This is a genomic window from Streptomyces humidus, from assembly GCF_014649655.1.
Taxonomy (GTDB): domain Bacteria; phylum Actinomycetota; class Actinomycetes; order Streptomycetales; family Streptomycetaceae; genus Streptomyces; species Streptomyces humidus.
On sequence record NZ_BMTL01000037.1, the window covers coordinates 33,265 to 58,795 of the forward strand.

The 25,531-nt window shown below is 70.4% G+C and carries 26 protein-coding genes; 15 read left to right on the forward strand and 11 right to left on the reverse strand.

Going from position 1 to position 25,531, the window contains the following annotated elements:
- Positions 1-89: 89 nt before the first annotated feature.
- From IE239_RS33565 to IE239_RS33610, 10 genes are all read left to right on the forward strand, one after another.
- A complete protein-coding gene (locus tag IE239_RS33565) occupies positions 90-503 on the forward strand; it encodes a Cg1360 family ATP-synthase-associated protein (RefSeq protein ID WP_190153238.1) in 414 nt (137 codons plus the stop codon).
- A 222-nt stretch (positions 504-725) separates the two neighbouring features.
- Entirely contained in the window at positions 726-1,535 is an 810-nt protein-coding gene (gene atpB / locus IE239_RS33570) for a F0F1 ATP synthase subunit A (RefSeq protein WP_190153239.1), read from the forward strand.
- 75 nt (positions 1,536-1,610) lie between these two features.
- Positions 1,611-1,856, forward strand: a complete 246-nt coding sequence (gene atpE / locus IE239_RS33575) for an ATP synthase F0 subunit C (protein WP_067259277.1) — start codon at positions 1,611-1,613, stop codon at positions 1,854-1,856.
- 43 nt (positions 1,857-1,899) lie between these two features.
- Entirely contained in the window at positions 1,900-2,448 is a 549-nt protein-coding gene (locus tag IE239_RS33580; protein ID WP_190153292.1) for a F0F1 ATP synthase subunit B, read from the forward strand.
- Entirely contained in the window at positions 2,445-3,266 is an 822-nt protein-coding gene (locus IE239_RS33585; RefSeq protein WP_190153240.1) for a F0F1 ATP synthase subunit delta, read from the forward strand. Before IE239_RS33580 ends, IE239_RS33585 begins: the two co-directional genes overlap by 4 nt.
- 134 nt (positions 3,267-3,400) lie before the next feature.
- Positions 3,401-4,990 carry a F0F1 ATP synthase subunit alpha gene (gene atpA / locus IE239_RS33590; RefSeq protein ID WP_190153241.1) on the forward strand — a complete coding sequence of 530 codons (1,590 nt, stop codon included), beginning with the start codon at positions 3,401-3,403 and terminating at the stop codon, positions 4,988-4,990.
- Positions 4,991-5,011: 21 nt separating this feature from the next.
- Positions 5,012-5,929 carry a F0F1 ATP synthase subunit gamma gene (locus IE239_RS33595; RefSeq protein WP_190153242.1) on the forward strand — a complete coding sequence of 306 codons (918 nt, stop codon included), beginning with the start codon at positions 5,012-5,014 and terminating at the stop codon, positions 5,927-5,929.
- The gene (gene atpD, locus IE239_RS33600) at positions 5,929-7,365 is read left to right on the forward strand and encodes a F0F1 ATP synthase subunit beta (RefSeq protein WP_190153243.1); all 1,437 of its coding nucleotides are present in this window, start codon (positions 5,929-5,931) and stop codon (positions 7,363-7,365) included. The genes IE239_RS33595 and atpD overlap by 1 nt, the downstream gene beginning before the upstream one ends.
- A gap of 132 nt (positions 7,366-7,497) precedes the next feature.
- Positions 7,498-7,872, forward strand: coding sequence for a F0F1 ATP synthase subunit epsilon (locus IE239_RS33605; RefSeq protein ID WP_190153244.1), 375 nt, complete (start codon positions 7,498-7,500; stop codon positions 7,870-7,872).
- Positions 7,873-8,013: 141 nt separating this feature from the next.
- Entirely contained in the window at positions 8,014-8,460 is a 447-nt protein-coding gene (locus IE239_RS33610; protein ID WP_190153245.1) for a DUF2550 domain-containing protein, read from the forward strand.
- Positions 8,461-8,666: 206 nt separating this feature from the next.
- Here the strand turns inward: IE239_RS33610 and IE239_RS33615 are convergent, their stop codons facing one another.
- The 3 genes from IE239_RS33615 to IE239_RS33625 all read right to left on the reverse strand — a co-directional run bounded on the left by IE239_RS33615 (position 8,667) and on the right by IE239_RS33625 (position 12,460).
- Positions 8,667-10,499, reverse strand: coding sequence for a glycoside hydrolase family 18 chitinase (locus IE239_RS33615; RefSeq protein ID WP_190153246.1), 1,833 nt, complete (start codon positions 10,497-10,499; stop codon positions 8,667-8,669).
- 111 nt (positions 10,500-10,610) lie between these two features.
- The gene (locus tag IE239_RS33620) at positions 10,611-11,291 is read right to left on the reverse strand and encodes a response regulator (protein WP_190153247.1); all 681 of its coding nucleotides are present in this window, start codon (positions 11,289-11,291) and stop codon (positions 10,611-10,613) included.
- Positions 11,288-12,460, reverse strand: a complete 1,173-nt coding sequence (locus tag IE239_RS33625; protein WP_229878520.1) for a sensor histidine kinase — start codon at positions 12,458-12,460, stop codon at positions 11,288-11,290. The genes IE239_RS33620 and IE239_RS33625 overlap by 4 nt, the downstream gene beginning before the upstream one ends.
- Positions 12,461-12,613: 153 nt before the next feature.
- On the opposite strand from IE239_RS33625, the gene IE239_RS33630 reads away from it, so the two are divergent.
- A complete protein-coding gene (locus tag IE239_RS33630) occupies positions 12,614-13,183 on the forward strand; it encodes a hypothetical protein (protein WP_190153249.1) in 570 nt (189 codons plus the stop codon).
- A 41-nt stretch (positions 13,184-13,224) separates the two neighbouring features.
- Here the strand turns inward: IE239_RS33630 and IE239_RS33635 are convergent, their stop codons facing one another.
- Positions 13,225-13,797, reverse strand: coding sequence for a cob(I)yrinic acid a,c-diamide adenosyltransferase (locus tag IE239_RS33635; RefSeq protein WP_190153250.1), 573 nt, complete (start codon positions 13,795-13,797; stop codon positions 13,225-13,227).
- Positions 13,798-14,297: 500 nt separating this feature from the next.
- Here IE239_RS33635 and IE239_RS33640 point away from each other — a divergent pair, with 500 nt between their 5' ends.
- Positions 14,298-14,621 (forward strand): STAS domain-containing protein, encoded by a 324-nt coding sequence (locus IE239_RS33640; protein WP_190153251.1) that lies wholly within the window; start codon positions 14,298-14,300, stop codon positions 14,619-14,621.
- Positions 14,622-14,854: 233 nt separating this feature from the next.
- Positions 14,855-17,386, forward strand: coding sequence for an ATP-binding protein (locus IE239_RS33645; protein WP_190153252.1), 2,532 nt, complete (start codon positions 14,855-14,857; stop codon positions 17,384-17,386).
- A 75-nt stretch (positions 17,387-17,461) separates the two neighbouring features.
- Here the strand turns inward: IE239_RS33645 and nucS are convergent, their stop codons facing one another.
- Positions 17,462-18,133, reverse strand: coding sequence for an endonuclease NucS (gene nucS / locus IE239_RS33650; RefSeq protein ID WP_190153253.1), 672 nt, complete (start codon positions 18,131-18,133; stop codon positions 17,462-17,464).
- 263 nt (positions 18,134-18,396) lie between these two features.
- Here nucS and IE239_RS33655 point away from each other — a divergent pair, with 263 nt between their 5' ends.
- Positions 18,397-18,789, forward strand: coding sequence for an SCO5389 family protein (locus IE239_RS33655; protein ID WP_190153254.1), 393 nt, complete (start codon positions 18,397-18,399; stop codon positions 18,787-18,789).
- Between the two features lie 84 nt (positions 18,790-18,873).
- Here IE239_RS33655 and IE239_RS33660 read toward each other — a convergent pair whose 3' ends face one another.
- Entirely contained in the window at positions 18,874-19,902 is a 1,029-nt protein-coding gene (locus tag IE239_RS33660; RefSeq protein WP_190153255.1) for an LLM class flavin-dependent oxidoreductase, read from the reverse strand.
- A gap of 221 nt (positions 19,903-20,123) precedes the next feature.
- Between IE239_RS33660 and IE239_RS33665 the strand changes: the two genes are divergently transcribed.
- Positions 20,124-20,456, forward strand: coding sequence for an Rv1322 family protein (locus IE239_RS33665; protein ID WP_190153256.1), 333 nt, complete (start codon positions 20,124-20,126; stop codon positions 20,454-20,456).
- A gap of 17 nt (positions 20,457-20,473) precedes the next feature.
- Here the strand turns inward: IE239_RS33665 and IE239_RS33670 are convergent, their stop codons facing one another.
- The 5 genes from IE239_RS33670 to IE239_RS33690 form a co-directional block, all read right to left on the reverse strand.
- The gene (locus tag IE239_RS33670) at positions 20,474-21,355 is read right to left on the reverse strand and encodes an ABC transporter permease (RefSeq protein ID WP_190153257.1); all 882 of its coding nucleotides are present in this window, start codon (positions 21,353-21,355) and stop codon (positions 20,474-20,476) included.
- Entirely contained in the window at positions 21,352-22,605 is a 1,254-nt protein-coding gene (locus tag IE239_RS33675) for an ABC transporter ATP-binding protein (protein ID WP_190153258.1), read from the reverse strand. Before IE239_RS33675 ends, IE239_RS33670 begins: the two co-directional genes overlap by 4 nt.
- Positions 22,606-22,732: 127 nt before the next feature.
- Complete coding sequence (locus IE239_RS33680) at positions 22,733-23,503, reverse strand: ABC transporter permease (RefSeq protein ID WP_190153293.1); 771 nt, start codon at positions 23,501-23,503, stop codon at positions 22,733-22,735.
- A gap of 2 nt (positions 23,504-23,505) precedes the next feature.
- On the reverse strand, positions 23,506-24,456 hold the full coding sequence (locus IE239_RS33685) for an ABC transporter ATP-binding protein (RefSeq protein WP_190153259.1): 951 nt from the start codon (positions 24,454-24,456) through the stop codon (positions 23,506-23,508).
- Positions 24,457-24,539: 83 nt separating this feature from the next.
- A complete protein-coding gene (locus IE239_RS33690) occupies positions 24,540-25,478 on the reverse strand; it encodes a coiled-coil domain-containing protein (RefSeq protein ID WP_057583994.1) in 939 nt (312 codons plus the stop codon).
- Between the last annotated feature and the right edge of the window lie 53 nt (positions 25,479-25,531).

The following is a 25,531-nucleotide window of genomic DNA, read 5'->3' on the forward strand; positions in this document are numbered from 1 at the left end:
CGAGGCGGCGTGAGGTCTTTCGCCCCTCGTACCGGGACTACGCTCGTCCATGACGACACCCTGCCCCCCTTGATTGCGGAGTTGCCGCCATGCAGTCCAACGACGTACGAACGCTCGTGCACTGTGCCCTGCCCACCGCTGTCGCGGGTGTGGCGGGAGTCGCGGTGAGCGCCGCCGTCGCCGGCGGCAAGGGAGCGCTCGGCGCCGTCTTCGGTGCGCTGCTCGTCCTGCTGTTCATGGGGGGCGGACTGGTGGTGCTGCTGCGCACCGCGCGCCAGTTTCCTCATCTGTTCCAGTCGATGGGGCTGTTGCTCTACACCACGCAGATCCTGTTGCTGATGATCGTCCTGATCACTTTCAAGGGGACCTCGGTCTTCGATCCGAAATGCTTCGCGTTCACGCTGCTCGCCGCCACCCTCGTGTGGATCGCGGCCCAGGTGCGTTCGCACATGAAGGCCAAGATCCTCTACGTCGAGCCGGACTCCGCCCGGACGTCGTCGTGACCTGTAGGGCCGGTGTAAAGGGCCTTCCACTCTTTTGCTATGGTCTCGCCACAACTGCGGCAGAGCTGGCGCGGGCGGCAAGCGTGCCTGTGACGTCTCACGGTTCGGAGCCCAGTCGCCGCCCCCTTATCCGCAAGTCCAGTCCAGTGCCGTCCCGCGGTCGCAGGCCGCGCCGACACATCGAGGTTGCCGTACCCATGCGCCACGCTGAAGGAGCTCGCGGTGAGTAACGCCAAGACGCTCGCCTTCGAGACCGACTGTCATATTTTCGACGGGTGCGGTTTCCCGACCCCCGGCCTGCACTCGTTCATGTTCGAGCCGCTCTTCACCGTCGGCGGCATCGAGTTCAACAAGCCGATGCTGCTCTCGCTGGTGAGCACCGTCGTCGTCATCGGGTTCTTCTGGGCGGCCTTCAACAAGCCGAAGCTGATCCCCGGCAAGCTCCAGATGGTCGGCGAGGCCGGCTACGACTTCGTCCGCCGAGGCGTCGTCTACGAGACGATCGGCAAGCGCGAGGGCGAGAAGTACGTCCCGCTGATGTTCGCGTTGTTCTTCTTCATCTGGATCATGAACCTGTGGTCGATCGTCCCGATCGCCCAGTTCCCGGCCACCGCGGTCATCGCCTTCCCGGCAGGTCTCGCGGCTCTGGTCTACATCCTGTGGATGAGCATCACGTTCAAGCGCCACGGCTTCGTCGGCGGCTTCAAGAACATCACCGGCTACGACCGTTCGCTCGGCCCGGTGTTCCCGATGGTCATGTTCTTCGAGTTCCTGTCGAACGTGTTCATCCGGCCGTTCACCCACGCCGTCCGGCTCTTCGCCAACATGTTCGCCGGCCACGTTCTGATCCTGATCTTCACCATCGGAACCTGGTACCTGCTCAACGGCATCGGCATCGCCTACTCGGCGGTCTCGTTCCTGATGGTCCTCGTGATGACGGTCTTCGAGCTGTTCATCCAGGCCCTCCAGGCCTACGTCTTCATCCTCCTGTCCTGCAGCTACATCCAGGGCGCGCTCGCCGAGCACCACTGAGCACCCGCACCACACACCCCTGAACTTCCGGTGGCCAACCCCCACCGGCCTGTGTAAAGAGAAGGAAGTTACGGCATGTCCGCTCTCGACACCCTCGCCGCGGTCGAAATCAAGGGCAACCTCGCTGCCATCGGCTACGGTCTCGCGGCCATCGGCCCCGGCGTCGGCGTTGGCATCATCTTCGGTAACGGCACCCAGGCTCTGGCGCGTCAGCCCGAGGCCGCCGGCCTGATCCGTCAGAACCAGATCCTCGGCTTCGTCCTCTGTGAGGCGCTCGCCCTGATCGGTCTGGTCATGGGCTTCGTCTACCCGTCTGCCTGACGGTTTCGGCCGACGAGAGAATTCCACGGAAGGAACTGATGTGATCTCGCCCTTGCTGCAAATCGCGGCTGAGGAGGAGGCCCAGAATCCTCTGATCCCGGAGATCCCCGAGCTCGTCATCGGTCTGATCGCGTTCGCGATCGTGTTCTTCGTCCTGGGCAAGAAGCTCCTTCCGAACATCAACAAGGTTCTGGAAGAGCGTCGCGAAGCCATCGAGGGCGGGATCGAACAGGCCGAGATTGCTCGCACGGAGGCCCAGAGCGTCCTGGAGCAGTACAAGGCACAGCTCGCCGAGGCCCGTCATGAGGCCGCGCGACTGCGCCAGGAGGCGCAGGAGCAGGGCGCCACGCTCATCACCGAGATGCGCGCGGAAGGCCAGCGCCAGCGCGAGGAGATCGTCGCCGCCGGACACAGCCAGATCGAGGCCGACCGCAAGGCCGCCGCGTCCGCGCTGCGTCAGGACGTCGGCAAGCTCGCCACCGAACTGGCCGGCAAGCTCGTCGGCGAGTCCCTCGAGGACCACGCCCGGCAGAGCCGCGTCATCGACCGCTTCCTCGACGAGCTCGAGGAGAAGGCCGAGGCGTCTCGATGACCGCACACGGAGCGAGCCGCGAGGCATTCGCAGCAGCCCGTGAGCGTCTTGACGCGCTGACGGACTCCACGTCCGTGGACGCGGCGCGACTCGCAGAGGAGCTGGCGTCCGTCACGGCGCTGCTCCACGGCGAGATCTCGCTGCGTCGGGTCCTCACCGACCCGGCACAGTCCGCCGACCGCAAGGCCGAGCTGGTCCAGCGCCTGCTCGGCAGCCAGATCAGCGGCCCCACCGCCGACCTGGTGGCCGGCACGGTGCGCTCCCGCTGGTCGCAGTCCCGCGACCTGGTGGACGCGCTCGAGGAACTGGCGAACATCGCCGACCTCACCGCCGCGCAGAAGGCCGGCACGCTCGACGACGTCGAGGACGAGCTGTTCCGCTTCGGGCGGATCGTCTCCTCCAACACCGGGCTGCGCGCCGCACTGACCGACCGGAAGGCCACCGTCCCGGCCAAGAGCGAGCTGCTGCACAGCCTGCTCGGCGGCCGGGCCGACGCGGCCACCGAGCGACTGGTGACGCGCCTGGTGACCGCGCCGCGTGGACGTAGCCTGGAAGCGGGCCTCGAGTCCCTGTCCAAGCTCGCCGCGGAGCGCCGCGACCGCATGGTCGCCGTCGTCACCTCGGCGGTGCCGCTGAGCGACCCGCAGAAGCAGCGCCTCGGCGCGGCCCTCGCGAAGCTCTACGGCCGCAGGATGCACCTCAACCTCGACGTGGACCCCGCGGTCCTCGGCGGGATCCGGGTGCAGGTCGGCGACGAAGTGATCAACGGCTCCCTCGCGGACCGGATCGAGGACGCCGCCCGCCGCATGGCGAGCTAGCAGCAACTCAAGACCGCAGTACGAACTGATGGCGGCCCTGGTTGGGCCGTGCAGAGGATTCACCTCTTTCAGGGGGGAGTCCCCATCCCCCCAAAGTGAAACTTCGGGCCCAACAAGGAGAGCAGGGAACCCAGATGGCGGAGCTCACGATCCGGCCGGAGGAGATCCGGGACGCGCTGGAGAACTTTGTCCAGTCGTACAAGCCGGACGCGGCCTCGCGCGAGGAGGTCGGTACGGTCACCCTTGCCGGCGACGGCATCGCGAAGGTCGAGGGCCTCCCCTCGGCCATGGCCAACGAACTGCTGAGGTTCGAGGACGGCACCCTCGGCCTCGCGCTCAACCTCGAAGAGCGCGAGATCGGTACCGTCATCCTCGGCGAGTTCAGCGGCGTCGAGGAGGGCCAGCCGGTCACCCGCACCGGAGAGGTCCTGTCCGTCGCCGTCGGCGAGGGCTACCTGGGCCGGGTCGTCGACCCGCTCGGCAACCCGATCGACGGCCTCGGCGAGATCGAGACGTCCGGCCGCCGTGCCCTGGAGCTGCAGGCTCCCGGTGTCATGGCCCGTAAGTCGGTGCACGAGCCGATGGAGACCGGCTACAAGGCCGTCGACGCGATGACCCCGATCGGCCGTGGTCAGCGTCAGCTGATCATCGGCGACCGCCAGACCGGCAAGACCGCCCTGGCCGTCGACACGATCATCAACCAGCGCGACAACTGGCGCTCCGGCGACCCGAAGAAGCAGGTCCGCTGCGTCTACGTCGCCATCGGCCAGAAGGGCTCGACCATCGCCTCCGTGCGTGGCGCCCTCGAAGAGGCCGGCGCGCTGGAGTACACGACCATCGTCGCCGCCCCGGCGTCCGACCCGGCCGGCTTCAAGTACCTGGCGCCGTACACCGGTTCGGCCATCGGCCAGCAGTGGATGTACGAGGGCAAGCACGTCCTCATCATCTTCGACGACCTCTCGAAGCAGGCCGACGCCTACCGCGCCGTGTCCCTGCTGCTGCGCCGCCCGCCGGGCCGTGAGGCCTACCCGGGTGACGTCTTCTACCTGCACTCCCGTCTGCTGGAGCGCTGCGCGAAGCTCTCCGACGAGCTGGGCGCCGGCTCGATGACCGGTCTGCCGATCGTCGAGACGAAGGCCAACGACGTCTCGGCGTTCATCCCGACCAACGTCATCTCCATCACCGACGGCCAGTGCTTCCTGGAGTCCGACCTGTTCAACGCCGGTCAGCGCCCGGCCCTGAACGTCGGTATCTCGGTCTCCCGCGTCGGTGGCTCCGCCCAGCACAAGGCCATGCGCCAGGTCTCGGGCCGGCTCCGCCTCGACCTCGCCCAGTACCGCGAGCTGGAGGCGTTCGCCGCCTTCGGTTCCGACCTGGACGCCGCGTCGAAGTCGCAGCTTGAGCGCGGTCAGCGTCTGGTCGAGCTGCTCAAGCAGCCGCAGTACCAGCCGATGCCGACCGAGGACCAGGTCGTCTCCGTCTGGGCCGGCACCACCGGCAAGATGGACGACGTCCCGGTCTCCGACGTCCGCCGCTTCGAGAAGGAGCTGCTGGACTACCTGCACCGCAAGGAGCAGGGCCTCATGACCTCCATCAAGGAGGGCGCGAAGATGTCGGACGACACCCTCACCGCTGTTGCCGACGCGATCGCCGAGTTCAAGAAGCAGTTCGAGACCTCGGACGGCAAGCTTCTCGGCGAGGACGCCCCGGCCGCGGCCAAGTGACGTAAGGAAGGGACCTGACTCATGGGAGCCCAGCTCCGGGTCTACAAGCGTCGCATCCGATCCGTCACCGCGACCAAGAAGATCACCAAGGCGATGGAGATGATCGCCGCCTCGCGCGTCGTCAAGGCGCAGCGCAAGGTGGCGGCCTCCGCGCCGTACGCGACCGAGCTCACCCGCGCGGTCTCGGCGGTCGGCACCGGTTCGAACACCAAGCACCCGCTGACCACGGAGGCGGAGACGGCGACCCGTGCCGCGGTGCTGCTCCTCACGAGCGACCGCGGGCTGGCCGGCGCCTTCAACTCCAACGCGATCAAGGCCGCCGAGCTGCTGACGGCGCGCCTCGAGGCGGAGGGCAAGGAGGTCGACACGTACATCGTCGGCCGCCGCGGTCTGGCTCACTACAACTTCCGCGAGCGCAAGGTCGCGGAGTCGTGGTCGGGCTTCACCGACGAGCCCACCTACGCGGACGCGAAGAAGGTCGCGGGTCCGCTGATCGAGGCCATCGAGAAGGAGACGGCGGACGGCGGCGTGGACGAACTCCACATCGTCTTCACCGAGTTCGTCTCGATGATGACGCAGACGGCGCTGGACGACCGTCTGCTGCCGCTCAGCCTCGACGAGGTCGCGAAGGAGGCGGCACCGAAGGGCGAGATCCTTCCGCTGTACGACTTCGAGCCGTCGGCGGAGGACGTCCTCGACGCCCTGCTGCCGCGGTATGTGGAGAGCCGCGTCTACAACGCGCTCCTCCAGTCGGCAGCCTCCAAGCACGCCGCCACGCGGCGCGCGATGAAGTCGGCCACCGACAACGCGGGCGAGCTCATCGAGACGCTCTCCCGCCTTGCCAACGCGGCCCGCCAGGCCGAAATCACCCAGGAAATCAGCGAGATCGTCGGTGGCTCCGCAGCCCTGGCCGACGCGACCGCGGGGAGTGACAGGTAATGACGACGACAGTTGAGACGGCCGTTGCCACGGGCCGCGTCGCCCGGGTCATCGGCCCGGTCGTCGACGTGGAATTCCCCGTCGACGCCATGCCGGAGATCTACAACGCCCTTCACGTCGAGGTGGCCGACCCGGCCCTCGCCGGCGAGAAGAAGACGCTGACCCTGGAGGTCGCCCAGCACCTGGGTGACGGCCTGGTCCGCACCATCTCGATGCAGCCCACCGACGGTCTGGTCCGCCAGGCCCCGGTCACCGACACCGGCACGGGCATCACCGTCCCGGTCGGCGACTTCACCAAGGGCAAGGTGTTCAACACCCTCGGCGAGGTGCTGAACGTCGACGAGAGTTACGAGGGCGAGCGCTGGTCCATCCACCGCAAGGCCCCGCGCTTCGACGAGCTCGAGTCGAAGACCGAGATGTTCGAGACCGGCGTCAAGGTCATCGACCTTCTCACCCCGTACGTCAAGGGTGGAAAGATCGGCCTGTTCGGCGGCGCCGGCGTCGGCAAGACGGTGCTCATCCAGGAGATGATCTACCGCGTCGCCAACAACCACGACGGTGTCTCCGTGTTCGCCGGCGTCGGCGAGCGCACCCGTGAGGGCAACGACCTCATCGAGGAGATGACCGACTCGGGCGTCATCGACAAGACCGCCCTGGTCTTCGGTCAGATGGACGAGCCCCCGGGCACCCGTCTGCGCGTGGCCCTGGCCGGTCTGACCATGGCGGAGTACTTCCGCGATGTGCAGAAGCAGGACGTGCTGTTCTTCATCGACAACATCTTCCGCTTCACCCAGGCCGGTTCCGAGGTGTCGACCCTGCTCGGCCGCATGCCCTCCGCGGTGGGCTACCAGCCGAACCTGGCCGACGAGATGGGTCTCCTGCAGGAGCGCATCACCTCGACCCGTGGTCACTCGATCACCTCGATGCAGGCGATCTACGTCCCCGCGGACGACCTGACCGACCCGGCCCCGGCCACCACCTTCGCCCACCTCGACGCGACGACGGTTCTCTCCCGTCCGATCTCCGAGAAGGGCATCTACCCGGCCGTGGACCCGCTGGACTCCACGTCCCGGATCCTGGACCCCCGCTACATCGCGGCGGACCACTACAACACCGCGATGCGCGTCAAGACGGTCCTGCAGAAGTACAAGGACCTTCAGGACATCATCGCGATCCTCGGCATCGACGAGCTGGGCGAGGAGGACAAGCTCACCGTCCACCGCGCCCGTCGCGTGGAGCGCTTCCTGTCCCAGAACACCCACGTCGCCAAGCAGTTCACCGGCGTCGACGGGTCGGACGTCCCGCTGGACGAGTCGATCACCGCGTTCAACGCGATCATCGACGGCGAGTACGACCACTTCCCGGAGCAGGCGTTCTTCCTGTGCGGTGGCATCGAGGACCTGAAGGCCAACGCCAAGGAGCTGGGCGTCTCCTGAACTCCCTGAGTTCGCAGTGAGCCCCACGGCTCACGTCCGAGGGGGCGGGCGCGTCCCGCCCCCTCACTCACGCCCCTTAGACTTGTAACCAACACCCGGCAGACCCGCCGGGTGGTGACCCGAGGAGCCACCTTGGCTGCTGAGCTGCACGTCGCGCTGGTCGCGGCCGACCGAGAGGTCTGGTCCGGCGAGGCCACCCTGGTCGTCGCGCGCACCACGTCCGGCGACATCGGCGTCATGCCCGGTCACCAGCCGCTGCTCGGTGTGCTGGAGTCGGGCCCGGTGACCATCCGTACGAGTGATGGTGGAACGGTCGTCGCCGCGGTGCACGGCGGTTTCATCTCGTTCGCGGACAACAAGCTGTCGCTGCTGGCCGAGATCGCCGAACTGTCGGACGAGATCGACATCCAGCGCGTGGAGCGGGAGCTGGAACGCGCGAAGGCGGAGGGCGACGCCGCCGCCGAGCGTCGCGCGGACGTCCGACTGCGTGCGGCGGCCACGCGCTGACCCAGGGCACAACCGCATGACGTCACTCAGCCGCGGTCGGTTCCGGAGCAATCCGGCGCCGACCGCGGCTGAGGCAGATATGGATGTTTTTTCCGTTCCGTTACCTATTTCGGTACCTAGGAGACGAGGAGGTCGGTGTCGATGGTCCTCGCTCTGACTGTGTGCGGAATCGTCGTGGCCCTGGTGGTGCTGGGGTTGTTCGTCTTCGGCCTGCGCCGCAGACTCATCCAGCGCTCCGGCGGCACCTTCGACTGTTCGCTGCGCTGGGACGTCCCCGAGGAACCGGACACGAGCGGGAAAGGCTGGAGCTACGGCGTCGCCCGCTACAACGGCGACCGCATCGAGTGGTACCGGGTCTTCTCCTACGCCTACCGCCCGCGCCGCGTCCTGGAACGCGGCTCGATCGAGGTGGCCGGCCGCCGGCTCCCCGAGGGGGAGGAGGAGCTGGCGTTGCTGTCCGACGCGGTCGTCCTCGTCTGTGTGCACCGCGGGACCCGTCTCGAACTCGCGATGAGCGAGGACGCCTTGACCGGGTTCCTCGCCTGGCTGGAGGCGGCGCCGCCCGGACAACGGGTGAATGTGGCCTGATTCCTTGCCCGTTGGGTGGGGGTGCCCCCGGACGAAGTCTGGGGGAGGGTGAATGTGGCCTGATTCCTTGCCCGTTGGGTGGGGGTGCCCCCGGACGAAGTCTGGGGGAGGGTGAACGTGACGAAAAGACCTCACCCTCCCCCGGAAGAGGTCCGGGAGAGGGTGAGGTCTTTTCGTCACGCGGTCACGCGCGTGCGGTCATGCGCTCAGGACAGCCCGTTGCTGATGGCGTTCACCAGCTCTCCGTTGCCGGTGTCGCCGCTGAACTCCCAGAAGAAGGCGCCGCCCAGACCCTGGTTCCTGGCCCAGGCCATCTTTCCGGCGATGGTGGCCGGGGTGTCGTAGGACCACCAGTTGCCGCCGCACTTCGCGTACGCCGTGCCGGCGACGGTTCCGGTGGCCGGGCAGGACGTCTTGAGGACCTTGTAGTCCTCGATGCCCTGCTCGTAGGTGCCGGCCGCCGGGCCCGTGGCCGTGCCGCCCGGAGCGTCCTGGGTGACGCCGGTCCAGCCCCGTCCGTAGAAGCCGATGCCGATGAGCAGCTTGCTCGCGGGCACGCCCTTCGCCTTGAACTTGGCCATCGCGTCGGCCGTCGTGAACCCGGCCGTCGGGATGCCGCTGTAGGAGGTGAGCGGCGAGTGCGGGGCGGTCGGGCCCTGGGCCGCCCAGGCGCCGAAGAAGTCGTACGTCATCACGTTGTACCAGTTGACGTACTGAGCGGCGCCCGCGTAGTCGGCGGCGTCGATCTTGCCGCCGGCGGAGCCGTCGGCGGTGGTCGCCGCGGTGACCAGGTTGCCCGTGCCGAACTTGGCGCGCAGGGCCTGCATCAGGTTCCTGTAGGCCGCGGCCCCGCTGGTGTCGCAGGACAGGCCGCAGGCGTTGGGGTACTCCCAGTCGATGTCGATGCCGTCGAAGACGTCGGCCCAGCGCGGGTCCTCGACCAGGTTGTAGCAGGACTGCGCGAACGCGGCCGGGTCGGCGGCGGCCTGGCCGAAGCCGCCGGACCAGGTCCAGCCGCCGAAGGACCACAGCACCTTGATGTGCGGGTACTTGGCCTTCAGCTGGCGCAGCTGGTTGAAGTTGCCGCGCAGCGGCTGGTCCCAGGTGTCGGCGACGCCGCTGACGGACTGGTCGGCGGTGAAGGCCTTGTCGTAGTCGGCGTAGGAGTCGCCGATCGCGCACCGGCCGTTCGTGACGTTGCCGAAGGCGTAGTTGATGTGCGTGATCCTGGCGGCCGAACCGGACGTCACGAGGTTCTTGACGTTGTAGTTGCGGCCGTAGATGCCCCACTCGGTGAAGTAGCCGAGCTTGACCTTGTCGCCGGTGGGCGGGGGATTGGTGCCGCCGCCGGTGGTGCGCACGGCGACCGCGCCGCTGGCCGGACCGGTCTGGTCGGCGGTGTCGCGGGCCTGGACGGTGTAGGAGTAGTCGGTGCCGGCGGTCAACCCGGTGTCGGTGTACGAGGTCGTCGTGACCGTGGCGACCTTGGCGCCGTCGCGCAGGACGTCGTAGTTCTTGACGCCCTTGTCGTCGGTGGCGGCCGGCCAGGCCAGCTTCACCGAGGTGTCGGTGACGCCGGAGGCGGTCGGGGTGCCCGGGGCCGACGGCGCGGCGTCGCCCGGCACCGTCGTGCCGTCGCAACCGCCCCCGTTGAGCTTGCAGTTGGCCGGCGAGCCGGTCCCCGCACCGTTGAAGCCGAAGGTGACCGAGGCGCCGGGGGCGAGGGAGCCGTTGTAGGACTTGTTCTTGGCGGTCCAGTGCAGGCCGGAGGACGTGACGTCGGCGTCCCAGGCCGAGGTGACCGACGTGCCGGAGGGGAAGTCCCACTCGACCGTCCATGAACTGATGGCGGTGGTGCCGGTGTTCTTCACCGTCCACCTGCCCTCGAAGCCGGTGCCCCAGTCGGAGGCCTTGGTGTAGGTGGCGGAGGCCGCCGACGAATCCGGCGCGGCCTGAGCGGGGTCCGCGAGGCCGGTGAGGCCGGCCAGCGGGAGCAACAGGGTCGCGAACCCTGCCGCGGCTCGGTGTCTGAAGCGCATCCTGCGCCTCCTCGGGGGAGTCGGGGGGCGTGACTGAGCCTTCACACCCACGGTGCCGCGAGAATAGAAAGGTCTGGACCACGGGTCAATAGGTCTGGACCAGTGCGGCGGTCAAACCTCCGCGCCCCCTCCGGATCCCGTGTGTACGCCCAACTCCTTTGCCAGTACCGCCGCTTGCACCCGGCTGCGCAGCTCCAGCTTTCCCAGCAGCCGGCTGACGTGCGTCTTCACCGTCGCCTCCGCCATGTGGAGACGCCCGGCGATGCCGGCGTTGGACAGTCCCTGGCCCAGGCAGACCAGGACCTCGCGTTCCCGCCGGGTCAGCGAGTCCAGCACGGTGGGATCGGCCGCGGGGGCGCGCACCGGCCGTGCGGCGAACTCGGCGATCAGGCGGCGGGTCACGGCCGGCGCGATCAGGCCCTCCCCGCCCGCCACCGTCCGCACCGCCGCGAGCAGGTCCTTCGCCTCCGTGTTCTTCAGCAGGAACCCGGCCGCACCCGCCCGCAGGGCGCCGAACACGTACTCGTCGAGGTCGAAGGTGGTCAGCACCAACACGTCGGCCAGGCCCTCCTCGACGACCTTGCGCGTCGCCGACACCCCGTCCAGCCGCGGCATCTGAATGTCCATCAGAACGAGGTCGGGGCGCAGCTCCCGGGCCAGCGCCACCGCCTCCTCGCCGTCCGCCGCCTCACCGACCACCTCGATGTCGGGCGCGCTGCGCAGAATGAGGACGAGTCCCGCGCGGACGGCGGACTGGTCCTCGGCCACCAGCACCCGGATGACGGCGCTCACGCGGACTCTCCTTCCAGGGGCAGAACGGCGTGCACGGTCCAGCGCGAGCCCTCCGGCCCGGCGGCGAACGTGCCGCCCAGCAGCGCCGCCCGCTCCCGCATCCCGACGAGCCCGGCGCCCGAGCCGGGTGCGCGGGGCCCGTCCCGGTGACCGTACGGACTGCACACCCGCAGGTCGAGCGCACCGCCGCGGCGGACGAGGCCGACGGTGACCCGGCCGGGGCACGCGTGCTTGAGGGCGTTGGTCAGCGCCTCCTGGACGATGCGGTAGGCGGCGAACTCGACGGGCGTGGGGACCCTGCCGTGACAGGCGTCGAGGCTGACGTCGAGGCCGCCTGCGCGGGCGCCCTCGACGAGGGCCTCCAGACCGTCGAGGGTGGGAGCGGCGGCCGGCTCGCGTTCCCCGCTGCCGTCGCGCAGGATCCCGATCATCCGCCGCATCTCCACCAGCCCCTCGACACTGTTCTCACGGATGACGGTCAGGGCCCGCCGGGAGGTGTCCGGATCGTCGATCGAGAGGGCCGCCGTCGAGTGGATGGCGATCGCGGAGAGATGGTTGGCGACCATGTCGTGCAACTCCCTGGCCATCCGCGCCCGTTCGGCCGTGACCGCCTGGGCGCGGTCGGTCTCGGCGAGCAGCGCGGTCTGCTCGGCCCGCAGCCGGGCGGCCTCGGCGGCGTCACGGTGATCGCGCACGATCCAGCCGGTGGCGGCCGGCCCGTATGCGACGGCGCCCACCACCACGCCGATCAGCAGCGCCCCCGGCACCCGCCACACCGCGAACGGCACCAGCGTCCCCGCCACCGTGAGCAGCCCGGTGATCCACTGGATGCGGCGGGCGGAGGTGAGCGGGCCGTACAGAACGGCCGCGTACATGACGTCGGTGAACATCAGCACGGTGGCCAGGCTGCCCTGGGTCGCGAGGTCCGCGGTCACGGTGACCCCGGCGACGGTCAGAGCCGTGCGCGGGGCCGCCCGGCGCAGGAGTTCGCAGCCGGCCATCACGGTGAGCGGCAGCAGCACCGGCCAGGGACCGTCGAAGAGGGTGATCGGGTCGTCGGACCGCCGGGTGCTCAGCCCGATGGCCGCCAGGAGCAGTCCGCCGAGCAGCCCGCCGACCGCGACGCACACGTCGAAGCGGTGCGGACGGGGTAGTCGTCGTGCCGGCATGCCCTCCATCCAACACGCCTCTCGCATCGGGCGCCTGCTGCCCGGGGACGGTCCCGGACTGCATCTTTCGATGTACCCCCGGTTCGTCATCGGCGACGACGAGGACGAGCCCGCCCGACGGGAGCCTGGAAGGGTGACCGAGGGGAGCGAACCGTGATCGTCGCGCTGATCGTCGCCTGCGAGGTGGCTTTCTGGGTGCTGCTGGCCGCCGGACTGACACTCCGCTACGTGTTCCGCATGCCGAGGCTGGGCCTGGCCCTGCTGCTGTGCGAGCCGCTGCTGGAGGTCGTGCTGTTCGCCGTGACCGCGGTCGACCTGAGCAACGGCGCCGAGCCGGACTGGCGGCACGGCCTCGCAGCCGTCTACATCGGCTTCACCGTGGGCCTCGGACACTCCACGATCCGGTGGGCCGACGCCCGGGTCGCCCACCGCTTCGCCGGCGGCCCGCCGCCGGTGCGGCCACCGAAGTACGGCACGGCCCGCGCCGTCCACGAGTGGAAGGTCGCGGGCCGCTGGACCCTCGCCGCGCTGGTGGCCGCGGCCCTGCTGGAGGCGGCCGTCCGGTACGTCGGCGGCGACGGCGACACCGGCTCGCTGCGGGCGTGGCAGCAGCGGATGCTGTTCGTCGTCGGCGTCAACGTCGTCATCGCCGCGAGCTACACCCTGTTCCCGAAGAGAAGGCCGAAGGGCGAACCGGAGCGGGAACCGGCCAACCTGGGCTGACCGTCCGTGCCGTGAGGTCGTGGCGCGCGGGGCGCCTCCCCTCAGCGTTCGCCGCCCGGCACCCACAGGACGTCGCCCGTGGCCTTGTTGGCCGTGCGGGCCAGAATGAAGAGCAGGTCCGAGAGCCGGTTGAGATAGGTCGCGGTCAGCGGGTTCATCACCTCGCCGTGCACCTCCAGCGCAGCCCAGGTGGAGCGTTCGGCCCGCCGCACGACCGTGCAGGCCTGGTGCAGCAGGGCCGCTCCCGGGGCGCCGCCGGGAAGGATGAACGAGCGCAGCTTCTCCAGCCGCTCGTTGAAGCGGTCGCAGTCCGCCTCCAGCCGGTCGACGTAGAACTGCTCGACGCGCAGCGGCGGGAACTCGGGGTTCTCCGCCACCGGCGTCGACAGGTCCGCGCCGACGTCGAACAGGTCGTTCTGGACGCGGGTGAGGACCGCGACGAGTTCCTCGTCGAGCCCGCCCAGCGCGAGAGCGGTGCCGATGACCGCGTTCGCCTCGTTGGCGTCCGCGTACGCGGCGATCCGCAGGTCGGTCTTGGCGACCCGGCTCATGTCGCCGAGGTTCGTGGTGCCCTGGTCGCCGGTCCTGGTGTAGATGCGCGTCAGATTGACCATGCCGCCAATCTAGACGGTCCCCGCCGGTGCGCTCCGTTCCCTCCGTCACTGCGGCGCCCCTTGGATCACTTCAGGGTCAAACGGTGTGAATCGGGCAGGAATTGACGACGTGACCGGTGTCTCACGCCCTGAGACGTGAAACGCGTTACTAAGCGGTCACACAGCGCCTCGGGACCGCTAATCTCCGGCCGAGAGGCACACGGACAGGTGCAGGAACGGGCAACCGTGCGGGCAACCGGACGGAGGCCCGGGCGGACGGCCGGACAGGCGACCGGAACGGCTGGGCCGGATGGCTGAACGCCGGTGACATCGACGCGTGAGCGGGCAGGGCTTCTACAGACGCCGCACCGCACAGGCCCCACGGGCCTCACCCCTGCGGGTGAATTCGGTATCGGTTCGCTCACAGACGGCAACCTCCGGCCGCTTCACGTAGTCAGAGGATGCAACGCACCACCGGACATCACACCGCGGAGCACGAGACGCACGCTTAGGGGAGCGCTATGCACATCAGGGGCGACCACGTCGAGCTGGTCGTCGGGGGCCGTCTCGACGTCCGCAGCGCGGCGGACGCCCGTACGGCCCTGCACACGGCCGTCGACGACGGAGTCGGCGACCTGGTGCTCGACCTGTCCGAACTGGATTCCTGGGACGCCACCGGACTCGGTGTCATCATGGGCGTCCACCGACGGGCGGGCCGCTGCGGCCGACGGCTGGTGCTGCGTGACGTACCGCCGCAGATGCAACGCCTGCTGGTGGCCACCCGGCTGCACCGCATCCTCGCGATCGAGGGCGGCATCGGCGTGGAGTCGCTGCCCCGGGTGTGACCCGAGGGGGCCGTGGCCTGCGCGGGGAACGCGTGACGGGCGCAATCCTCACAAGACCGTGACGCTTCGGGCGGCGTGCCACCCCGGACTGTCGTAGACACTGTGCGAAGGTTTACGGTTCGTCTGCCCGCTGCTCTCAGCCTCGAGCGGGCACCGGACCAGAAGCGACAGCGCAGTGTGCAGCAAGGCCGGGAGGGGCTACCGCCACACGACGCTTTTGGGGGCTCGAACCCATGGACCCGAACCCGCGGGGACCCGAGGAGTACGGCCAGGACGGCGACGGGAAAGCTGCGCGTCCGCGCCCATCCAGGGACCCCCTCACACCCGACTTCGGCCAGCACCAGCCGGCCCAGGCCCGCACGGTGCGGCTCGTGGTCGGCGAACACCTGCTCACCGTCAACCCGGTGGACGGCAGCGAGACGGAACGGCGCCCGCCCGGGTCGCAGGAGACCGAACGGCCCGTCAAGCGCACGCCCGAGCAGCGCGCCGAGACCGAGCGCGCCGCCCGGCCGCCCGCCTCCGCCGGACCGGCCCGCTCCTCATGGCCGCTCCAGGGCCGCCAGGACGAACGCGAGCAACTGGTCAGGTTCCTCGCCCGCGGCCGCTCCGTCCGCGTCACCGGCGCTCCCGGCTCCGGCCGCACCAGCCTCCTCGACCTCGTGGCCGAGGACTGCGAGGACCTCGCCCCCGACGGCGTCGTCCGCCTCTCCGGCTTCGGCCGCACCGCCTCCGAGCTGCTGCACGACCTCTTCCACGCCGTCCACGACGCCCCCCGGCACCGGCCCGCGGACGACGAACTGCGCGCCCTCGTCCGCGAGATCGGCGCGGTCGTCGTCGTCGACGACATCGACCTCGGCGGCGCCGCCCTCGACGAACTGCTCGACGCCACGCCCGAGTGCGCCTTCCTGCTCGGCGCCGCCCCGGACGCCCCGGCGCCCTCCGCGGAGTCCGCCGTCGAGGAGGTCGCGCTCACCGGGCTCGACCGCGCGGGCGGCGTCGAGGTCATCGAGCAGGCCGTCGGCCGGGTCCTCACCGAGGAGGAGGCCAACTGGGCCGGCGACCTCTGGTTCGAGTCCGAGGGCCTGCCGCTGCGCTTCGTCCAGGCGGGCGCCCTCCTCTCGCAGCGCGACCGGCTGCGGGCCGGCGCCGACGCCGTGGAGGCCTTCGGCGTCTTCGAGGACGCCCGGCCGCTCCCCGGCCCGGTGGACGCCGTCGCCGGGGCCGGCGCGTCGGAGGAGATACCCCTGCCCTCGCTCGGCGAGGCCGCCGCGCCCGCGCCGCTCCTCGCCGCCCGCCTCAGCGCCTCCGCCCGTGCCGCACTGCGGTTCGCCGTCGCCCTCGGCGGCGAGGTCCCGCACCAGGCCCATCTGCCCGCCCTGGTCGGCGACACCCACGCCGACTCGGCCCTCGGCGAACTGGCCGCCTGCGGACTCGTCTCCCCGGTCGGCGGCGCCCGCTACCGCCTCGCCTTCGGCGTCCAGGCCCAGCTCGAGGCCGCCGGATACGCCGACGACGTCGAGGCCCGGGTCCGGACCGTCGCCCAGCACTACGCCTGGTGGGCCGGACATCCCTCGGTCACGCCCGAGCGGGTGTGCGCCGAGGCCGACGCCGTGCTCGCCGCCCTCGTCGCCGTCGTCCCGGGCACCACCCGCCCCGACGAGGGCGAGGAGGCCACCGCGGTCCGGCTCGCCCGCACGGCCGCGCCCGCGTTCGCCGCGGGGCTGCACTGGCGCGCCTGGGAGAGCGCCCTGCACGAGGGCGCCGAAGCGGCCCGGCTGGCGGGCGAGTCCGCCGACCGCGCCTACTTCCACCATGAACTGGGCGTCCTCGCCCTGTGCACCGGCGACCTCGACCGCGCCCGCTCCGAGCTGGAGGCATCCCTCGCCCTGCGCGGGGCCATCGCCGACAAGCGCGGAACCGTGACCGGCCGCCGCGCCCTCGCACTGGTCGCCGACGCCTCCGGCGACCTGCCCGGACCGTTGACGGCGACGGCCGACGAGGAGGCTCCCGACGCCCGCCAGGAGGAGCCGGCGTCCGCGCCGCGCGGCTTCCGGGCGGAGCTTCCGTTCTTTCCGCCGGAGGCCGAGAGCGTCGTCGCCCGCCACGAGCCGTTCACGCCTGCGCCCCGGCACCACCGCGGCGGTCTGAAGGGCCTGGCCAGGCGCAACCTCGTCGCGGCCGGCGCGGGTGCGCTGCTCGTCGCCGTGCTCGGCACGGTGGTGACGCTCGGCGCGACCTCCGACAACGATGCCCACAACCCCTCCGACCGGGTGGGCGTCAGCCCGACCGCCACCGACGGCCAGGACGACGGGGGGCCGAACCCCGACACCCCCGGCGACGGCGGGGCGGCCTCCGACTCGGGCGAGGCGACCAGCAGGCCGACCGACCCCGGTCCGGACGGCACGATGGGCACGTCGGACGACCCGACGCCGACGGGGACGGCCGAACCGTCCTCGGAGACGAGCGGTTCGCCCGGCCCGGGGCCCGGAGGCTCGCCGTCCGGCACGCCCGAGCCGTCCTCGTCGCCCAGCCGGAGCCCGAAGCCCTCGGCGTCGCCGTCGGCGTCGCCGTCGGAGAGCCCGTCCTCCTCCGCGAGCCCGTCACCGTCGGACACCGGCTCGCCCTCCGGGACGCCGACCGGCGCCACGTCGAACTCGGCGAGCAGCTCGATGTCGTCCTCGCCCGGCAGCTCCCTCAGCTCCGCCGGACCTGCCGGACCCGCCGCGGGCACCGGCACACCGGCCTCGCCGGACCAGGTGATCTGAGCCCCGGGCACGCGAACGGGCCGGGTTCCTGGGGGAACCCGGCCCTTCTCGTCGTACGCGCGCGTGCGTGCGTGGTCAGAACAGACGCAGCTTGTCGTCCTCGATGCCGCGCAGGGCGTTGTAGTCGAGGACCGTGCAGCCGATGCCGCGGTCCGTGGCCAGGACGCGGGCCTGGGGCTTGATCTCCTGGGCCGCGAACACGCCGCGCACCGGTGCGAGATGCGGGTCGCGGTTCAACAGCTCGAGATAGCGCGTGAGTTGCTCGACCCCGTCGATCTCGCCGCGCCGCTTGATCTCCACCGCGACGGTCCGCCCGTCCGCGTCCCGGCACAGGATGTCGACCGGGCCGATGGCGGTCATGTACTCGCGGCGGATGAGGGTGTAGCCCTCGCCCAGGGTCTCGATGCGGTCGGCGAGCAGTTCCTGGAGGTGTGCTTCCACGCCGTCCTTGATCAGGCCGGGATCCACGCCCAGTTCGTGCGACGAGTCGTGGAGGATCTCCTCCATCGTGATGATGAGCTTCTCGCCGCCTTTGTTGACGACGGTCCACACGCCCTCGTCGTCGCCCGCACCCTCCTTGAGCGTGCAGGGCGGCGACATCCAGTTCAAGGGCTTGTAGGCGCGGTCGTCCGCATGGATCGAGACGCTGCCGTCCGCCTTCACCAGGATGAGGCGGGGGGCGGAAGGGAGATGGGCGGTGAGCCGGCCGGCGTAGTCGACGGAACACCGGGCGATGACGAGACGCATGGGGCGCAACGCTATCCGACGCCCCCGCTCCCAAGCGATTCGCCCTGGAAAAAGATCGTTCGACGGGCACTCGACAGTGGCCGATAGTGTGCCCAACCGGGGTTCCCTATGTGCCCATTCTCCTGGTGCGGTCACGGTCCGTTGCCTACCGTAGTGAACGGGAGGTCGCGATGCGTGTACTCAGCGTGTGCGGTGTTTCGGCGTGCGCCTCCCGTTCCCTGTCCGGCAACCCCTGTCGTTCCGGGGGTGCGAGAGGAGTACCCATGTCGCTCGACGTCTCACCGGCCCTACTCGAACAGGCCGAGCGAGGCGAGGTCGACGAAGCAGCATTCGTCGACTGCGTCCGGACCTCCCTGCCCTACGCATGGGAGATGGTCAGCTCCCTGGTGGCCCAGCTGAAGGTGGACGGCGGAGACTTCGCCGACAACCAGACGCCCCCGCCGGACGAGCAGGCACGCGGGCAGTTGCTGCGCGCGCTCGCGAGTGACGCCATACGCGGTGCGCTGCAGCGGCACTTCGGTGTGCGGCTGGCCTTCCAGAACTGCCACCGGGTGGCGGTGTTCCCGTTGGACCCGGCTGTCGACGAGAAGCTCGGCCGCTTCACCTCGCTCCGCAGCCAGGTACTGAACCAGTCCCCGGAATTCCGGGACTGCTGAACCTGTGAGGCCGTCGCTTGCCGCTCCTGACGCGGGAGATCGCGCAGACACGGGAGCGGCAGGCCTTGTGGTCGGCTGGGCTGTTCACCGGAGGTGGGGGAGCACCTCCGAGCCCAGTCGCCGCACGTTCTCCTCCGTGGCCGCGAGGTCGCCGGAGCCCTCGACGAGCAGAGCGAAGCGCGAGATGCCGGTCCGCTCGCCGGTCGCCGTGAGGCGGTCGACGCACAACCGCGGGGTGCCCACCGGGTGCAGCCCGCAGAGCAGTTCGGTGTACGCCACCGGGTCCCGCATGCTGCGGGCTCGGCCGTCCACCGTCACATGGGCGTCCAGGCCCTGCTTCAGCCAGCCCGGCATCGCCTTCACCAACGTCTCCACCGCGTCGGTGCGCCGGTCCGCGATCTGGCAGACGCCCGCCGAGACGTGCGCCGCCCCGCGGATCTCGTCCCCGGAGCGACCGGCGGCGCGCGCGCACCGCCGCCACTGGGCGACCATCTCGGCCTTCTCCTCGTCTCCGACGTGCATCCCGAGCAGCATCGGCAGCCCGCGCTCGGCGGCCAGCCGCACGCTCGCCGGCGAGGTGCACGCCACGACGACCTCCGGTCCCGTCGTGTCGGTCAGCGCCTCCGACGGCCTGGGCACCACGGGGACCTCACGGAAGCGGAAGCGCTCGCCGTCCGCTCCCACCGAGGGCTCGCGCAGCCAGCGCACCAGCAGATCGAGTGATTCCGGGAACCCCTGTTCGTACGCCTGCAGACCGGAGCCGAACACCTCCAGGTCGACCCACGGCCCGCCGCGGCCCACGCCCAGCGAGAAGCGGCCGCCGCTCGTCAGATGCAGCAGCGCGGCCTGCTCGCCGAGGGCCACGGGGTGGACGGTGGGCAGCACGCTGACCGCCGTGCCGACCCGGATGCGCCGGGTGCGGCCCAGCAGCAGAGCGGCGAGGGTGACCGCCGACGGGCAGGTGCCGTACGGCACGAAGTGGTGCTCGCCCAGCCAGACCGCGTCCAGACCCGCCTCCTCGGCCACCTCGGCGGAGCGGACGGCGCGGTGCAGCGCCTCGCCCTGGCCCTGGCCGGGAAACTGGGCTCCCAACACGAAACTTCCCACACGCATGGACATTCCCGCTTCCTTGGCTCCGACTCGGAGCTCCCCCACCGGGCATAACCGTCCGACACGTGCCGAGGACACGGCCTGGCGAAGAGATTTGCGGATTGTCTGCAGAATGCGGCGTCCGGCAGGGTGACTTGCGGGGCGGTCGTCCTACGGGTGCCCCGGCCCGGGCCGCGTACGCTGGACGCCGAGCCCGCTTCCCGCACAGCCCCGTGAGGTGTCCCGTGTCCCCGCGTCGCAACCGACCCAAGGGTGAGAGCTCGTCCGGCCGGAGCGCCGAGGACGACACCGCGAGCCGTTACGGCGGCTGGCAGTCGGCTGAGGCCTGGCAGGGCGAGCGGTGGAGCGTACGGCACGTGGCCGGTTCCAGCGCGCAGGGCAAGGCGTACCGGTGCCCCGGCTGCGACCAGATGATCCCCGACGGCGTCCCGCACGTCGTCGCCTGGCCCGAGCACGCCGGCGTCGACGACCGCCGGCACTGGCACAAGGCGTGCTGGAACGCACGGGACCGCCGCACCCCGGGGGTGCAGCGGTCCCGTAACGCGCCGAGGTTCTAGTTCACCCTCACGGGCGATCAGACGTCCCGCTTCTCCAGCAGCGCGAAGGCGGCGCCGAGGACGACGGCGGTCACGCCCAGCGCGATCCACAGCGGGTCCCAGCCGCTCGGACCGCTCTCACTGAGCGAGGCCGCGTAGAAGACGCCCAGCTGGTTCGGGATCGAGTACTGGAACAGGGCCTCGCGCAGCTTCTCCAGCGAGGACGAGAACATGAAGATGGCGATCACCAGCGGGGCCAGCAGGACGCCGATCATGATCGTGATCGCGCCGGCCGAGTGCCGGATGATCGAGCCGACGGCCAGCGAGAGCAGGCCCAGCAGCGCGACGTACAGGGACACGCCGACGGTTGCCTTCAGCCACTCCTCGCCGGTCGGCCGGCGGGCCTGGTCCAGCATGCCCACATGGACCACGGCGACGAAGCCGGCCGACAGGAGCGTCACCACGAAGGCGACGGCGAAGAACACCACGGCCTTCGCCGCGAGGACCCGGCCGCGCGACGGGCACGCGACCATGGTCGTGCGGATCATGCCCGTGCCGTACTCCGAGGCCGTGGTCAGCACGCCCAGCGTGATGATGCACATGCTGCCCAGCAGGATCCCGAAGAACCCGAACGAGAGGGCGGTCTGGTCCCCGAGATCACCCTCGGAGGTGCTCGAGGAGACCACCGCGCCGGCCAGCAGGCCGATGCCGACGACGAGCAGCACGAACACGCCCAGCGTCCACATCGTGGAGCGCACCGACCGGATCTTGGTCCACTCCGAGGCGACGGCGTGCCCGAGGTGGGTGGGCACGATCGGGATCGGCGAGGTGTAGCCGGGGCCGGCCGGGGCGTAGGACGGACCGGGCGCCGCCTGCCAGGCGGGCGCGGCCTGCGGTGACTGGGGCTGCGGGGTGCTCATCGGGCGTCCTCGGACTTGGTCGGGGCAGCGTCGGGGGCAGGGGCAGGGGCAGGGGCAGGGGTGGCGGAGGGGGCCGCCGGGGTCTGGGCCGCCGGTGCCTGGGCGGGCGCCGCGTACGGGTTGGCGCCGCCGGGGGCGGGAGCGGCCCCGGGCGCGCCGGGGGCGCCGTACGCCCCGTAGGAGGCCGCGGGAGGCGTCTGGAAGGGCTGTGGGGGCGCGTAGCCCTGCTGCGGGGGCGGCGGGGCGTACCAGCCCGGCTGGCCCTGGCCCGGCACCGGCATCGGCGGCTGCACGCCGGGCGGCAGCGGCTGCTGGAGCCCGGCCTTCTGGTCGACGGTCGAGCGGTAGTCGACGGCGCCCTGCGTCATCCGCATGTACGCCTCCTCCAGCGAGGCCTGGTGCGGCGACAGCTCCCACAGACGGACGTCGCACTCGTGGGCGAGGTCGCTGATGCGGGGCAGCGGCAGCCCCGTCACCCGCAGCGCGCCGTCCTGCTCGGGCAGCACATGGCCGCCCGCCTCGGTCAGCGCCGAGGTCAGCTTCTCGCGCAGCGCCGGGTCGGTGTGCGGGGTGCGCACCCGTGCGAAGTCGGCGGAGTTGGCCGAGATGAAGTCCGTCACGCTCATGTCGGAGAGGAGCTGTCCGCGCCCGATGACGATCAGGTGATCCGCGGTCAGGGCCATCTCGCTCATCAGGTGGGAGGAGACGAACACCGTGCGGCCCTCGGCGGCCAGCGACTTCATCAGGTTGCGCACCCAGAGGATGCCCTCGGGGTCGAGGCCGTTGACCGGCTCGTCGAAGAGCAGCACCTGCGGGTCGCCGAGCAGCGCGGCGGCGATGCCGAGCCGCTGGCCCATGCCCAGGGAGAAGCCCTTGGAGCGCTTTCTGGCCACGTCCTGGAGGCCCACGACGCCGAGCACCTCGTCGACCCGGCGGGCCGGGATGCCGGACAGCTGGGCCAGACAGAGCAGGTGGTTGCGGGCGTGCCGGCCGCCGTGGACCGCCTTGGCGTCGAGCAGCGCGCCCACCTGGCGGGCCGCGTTGGGCAGCTTGCGGTACGGGTAGCCGCCGATCGTCACCGTGCCCGCGGTCGGGTTGTCCAGGCCGAGGATCATCCGCATGGTCGTCGACTTGCCCGAGCCGTTCGGTCCGAGGAAGCCCGTCACGGCGCCGGGCCGTACCTGGAAGGAAAGGTTGTGAACAGCGGTCTTGTCGCCGTAGCGCTTGGTCAGGCCGACTGCTTCGATCATGCTCCGCACCCATCGAAAGGATCAGGACAGCAGGGCGCACGCCCCCGTAAGGGTTAGGAGGATATCGGGACGCTGACGGTTCCGCTCAAATCGAAGCAAAGACGAAAGCGTCAGGCAGACGAAAGCGTCAGGCGTCGCGCTTCTTCAGCAGCAGGTAGCCGCCCGCCAGCGCGGCGACCACCCACAGCGCCATGATGGCGAACCCGCCCCACGGCCCGTACGGGGTGTCGTCGTCGATCGGCGTCACCACCCGCATGATCTTGCTGCCGGCCTGGTCGGGCAGGTACCGGCCGACCTTCTTCGTCGCCGAGACGTTGCCGAGGATGTTGGAGATCAGGAAGAAGAACGGCATCAGGATGCCGAGCGACAGCATCGGCGAGCGCAGCATCGTGGCCACGCCCATCGAGAACACGGCGATGAGAGTCATGTACAGGCCACCGCCGATGACCGCCCGCAGGACCCCGCTGTCCCCGATCGACGCCTTGTGGGAGCCGAGCATGGCCTGCCCGAGGAAGAACGTGACGAAGCTGGTGGCGAGGCCCACCGCCAGCGCCAGTGCGCCGGCCACGGCGATCTTGCTGAAGAGGAACGCGCCGCGCTGCGGCACCGCGGCCAGCGAGGTGCGGATCATGCCGGTGCTGTACTCGTTCGACACGACCAGCACCCCGAACACGATCATCGCGAGCTGACCGAGGCTCATCCCCGCGAAGCTGATGAAGGTGGGGTCGAAGGACAGCCGGTCGTTGCGGCTCATGTTGCCGAAGTCGTTGTTCGACAGCGCCGCGATCAGCATGCCGAGGGCGACGGTGACGACCACCGCGAGGGAGAGCGTCCACACGGTGGACGCCACCGACCGGATCTTGGTCCATTCGGACCGGATGACCTGCGCCGCCGCCATCGTCAGCTCCTCGTCCAGCCGGCGCCCCACGGCTGCTCCGGGGGCGCGTCCGTGTGCGCGTGGTACTCCACCGACTCCGCGGTCAGCTGCATGAACGCCTCCTCCAGCGAGGCCTGCTGCGGACTCAGCTCATGCAGCACGAGGTGGTGCTCCGCGGCGAGCTCCCCGATGTGCTCGGCCTTGCCGTCGTCCACCTCCAGCGCGCCGTCGCCGGCCGCCACGACGGTGATCCCGGCCCCGTGCAGGACGTCGAGCAGCCGTTCGCGCTGCGGGGAGCGGACCCGTACGTACGTCCGTGAGTTCTGCGCGATGAAGTCGGCCATGGAGGTGTCGGCGAGCAGCCGGCCCTGCCCGATCACCACGAGGTGATCGGCCGTCAGTGCCATCTCGCTCATCAGATGCGAGGAGACGAACACCGTCCGCCCCTGCGCGGCCAGCGATTTCATCAGGTTGCGGATCCAGTGGATGCCCTCGGGGTCGAGCCCGTTGACCGGCTCGTCGAACATCAGGATCCGCGGGTCGCCGAGCAGCGCGCCCGCGATGCCCAGCCGCTGGCCCATGCCGAGCGAGAACCCCTTGGCCTTCTTCTTCGCCACCCCCGTCAGGCCTACGGTGTCCAGCACCTCGTGCACCCGGCTCCTGGGGATGCCGTTGCTCTGCGCCAGGCACAGCAGATGGTTGAAGGCGCTGCGCCCGCCGTGCATGCCCTTGGCGTCCAGCAGGGCGCCGATGTACTTCAGAGGGTCCCTGAGCCGGTCGTAGTGCTGCCCGTCGATCCGGACGTCCCCGGCCGACGGCCGGTCGAGACCGAGCATCATCCGCATGGTGGTGGACTTGCCGGCGCCGTTGGGGCCGAGGAAGCCCGTGACGATGCCGGGTCTGACGGTGCAGGTGAGGCCGTCCACCGCCACCTTCTCGCCGTACCGTTTCGTCAGGCCCTCGAGCTCGATCATGCGGCCACGCTAAAGCGCGGCGAAGCCCTCTGCCACCGGAGTGGCAGAGGGCTTCGCCGATGTTCGTCGCCCTGTCCCCGTGCTTACCGGGACTGCTGGGCCGGGACCCCGCGGGAGATCGGCTCGTCGTCCGTGGACGGCGCGCCGGCCGCGGCCACCGCGGCGCCGGTCAGCGTGGCGAGCATCTCGCGGACGTTCGTCAGCTGAGCGTTGATCGAGTCGCGGCGGTTGGTGAGAGCCGCCAGCTCGCGCTCGGATTCCGAACGGATCCGGTCCGCCTTGGCGTTGGCGTCGGCCACGATGTCCTCGGCCTGGCGCTGCGCCGTCTCGACGGTCTGACGCGCGCGACGCTCGGCGTCGGTGCGCAGCTTCTCGGCCTCCAGGCGCAGCTGCTCCGCGCGGTGCTCGATCTCCGCGAGACGCTTCTCCGCCTTCTGCTGACGGGACGCGAGGTCGCGCTCCGACTGCTCGCGGCGCTTGGCCAGGTTGGTCTCGAAGTCGGCGGCGGCCTGCGCGGCCTTGGCGCGGGTCTCCTCGAAGAGGGCGTCCGCCTCCTCACGCTTCGACTGCGCGTCCTTCTGCGCCTCGGAACGCAGCTGCGACGCGTCGCTCTTGGCCTTCTCGACGATGCGGACGCCCTCGTCCTCGGCCTTGGCCTTGCGCTCCGCAGCGAACGATTCTGCGTCGTTGCGCACCTGCTGGGCCGCGGACTCGGCGAGCTCGCGGTGCTGCTCGGCCGCGCGCCGGGCCTCCTCGCGCAGATCCTTGGCCTCTTCCTCGGCGAGGCGGAGGATCTTCTCGACACGCGCGCCGAGACCGGCGTACGACGGCTCCGCGTCGCTTACCTGGGCCTGGGCGTTCTGCGTCTCGAGGTGAAGCTCCTCGATGCGCTTTTCCAGAGCAGTGATACGGGCCAGAGCGCTGTCACGGTCGGAGACGAGCTTCGAGATGCGTTCGTCCACCTGAGCGCGGTCGTACCCACGCCGCACAAGCTCGAAGCCGTAGGGGGAAGTGTCGCTCATGGGGTTCCTGTCGAATGAGACCGGTGAGGTGATAGGGGGAATCCTAGGGGCCT

Coding starts and splice junctions, on each gene's coding strand:
- atpA (WP_190153241.1), top strand. CDS start 3,401: ATGGCGGAGCTCACGATCCGGCCGGAGGAGATCCGGGACGCGCTGGAG.
- IE239_RS33670 (WP_190153257.1), bottom strand. CDS start 21,355: ATGAGCACCCCGCAGCCCCAGTCACCGCAGGCCGCGCCCGCCTGGCAG.
- IE239_RS33690 (WP_057583994.1), bottom strand. CDS start 25,478: ATGAGCGACACTTCCCCCTACGGCTTCGAGCTTGTGCGGCGTGGGTAC.
- IE239_RS33625 (WP_229878520.1), bottom strand. CDS start 12,460: ATGCCGGCACGACGACTACCCCGTCCGCACCGCTTCGACGTGTGCGTC.
- IE239_RS33610 (WP_190153245.1), top strand. CDS start 8,014: ATGGTCCTCGCTCTGACTGTGTGCGGAATCGTCGTGGCCCTGGTGGTG.
- IE239_RS33635 (WP_190153250.1), bottom strand. CDS start 13,797: ATGGTCAATCTGACGCGCATCTACACCAGGACCGGCGACCAGGGCACC.
- IE239_RS33565 (WP_190153238.1), top strand. CDS start 90: ATGCAGTCCAACGACGTACGAACGCTCGTGCACTGTGCCCTGCCCACC.
- IE239_RS33595 (WP_190153242.1), top strand. CDS start 5,012: ATGGGAGCCCAGCTCCGGGTCTACAAGCGTCGCATCCGATCCGTCACC.
- atpE (WP_067259277.1), top strand. CDS start 1,611: ATGTCCGCTCTCGACACCCTCGCCGCGGTCGAAATCAAGGGCAACCTC.
- IE239_RS33615 (WP_190153246.1), bottom strand. CDS start 10,499: ATGCGCTTCAGACACCGAGCCGCGGCAGGGTTCGCGACCCTGTTGCTC.
- IE239_RS33680 (WP_190153293.1), bottom strand. CDS start 23,503: ATGGCGGCGGCGCAGGTCATCCGGTCCGAATGGACCAAGATCCGGTCG.
- IE239_RS33640 (WP_190153251.1), top strand. CDS start 14,298: ATGCACATCAGGGGCGACCACGTCGAGCTGGTCGTCGGGGGCCGTCTC.
- IE239_RS33675 (WP_190153258.1), bottom strand. CDS start 22,605: ATGATCGAAGCAGTCGGCCTGACCAAGCGCTACGGCGACAAGACCGCT.
- IE239_RS33660 (WP_190153255.1), bottom strand. CDS start 19,902: ATGCGTGTGGGAAGTTTCGTGTTGGGAGCCCAGTTTCCCGGCCAGGGC.
- IE239_RS33645 (WP_190153252.1), top strand. CDS start 14,855: ATGGACCCGAACCCGCGGGGACCCGAGGAGTACGGCCAGGACGGCGAC.
- nucS (WP_190153253.1), bottom strand. CDS start 18,133: ATGCGTCTCGTCATCGCCCGGTGTTCCGTCGACTACGCCGGCCGGCTC.
- IE239_RS33685 (WP_190153259.1), bottom strand. CDS start 24,456: ATGATCGAGCTCGAGGGCCTGACGAAACGGTACGGCGAGAAGGTGGCG.
- IE239_RS33655 (WP_190153254.1), top strand. CDS start 18,397: ATGTCGCTCGACGTCTCACCGGCCCTACTCGAACAGGCCGAGCGAGGC.
- IE239_RS33585 (WP_190153240.1), top strand. CDS start 2,445: ATGACCGCACACGGAGCGAGCCGCGAGGCATTCGCAGCAGCCCGTGAG.
- atpD (WP_190153243.1), top strand. CDS start 5,929: ATGACGACGACAGTTGAGACGGCCGTTGCCACGGGCCGCGTCGCCCGG.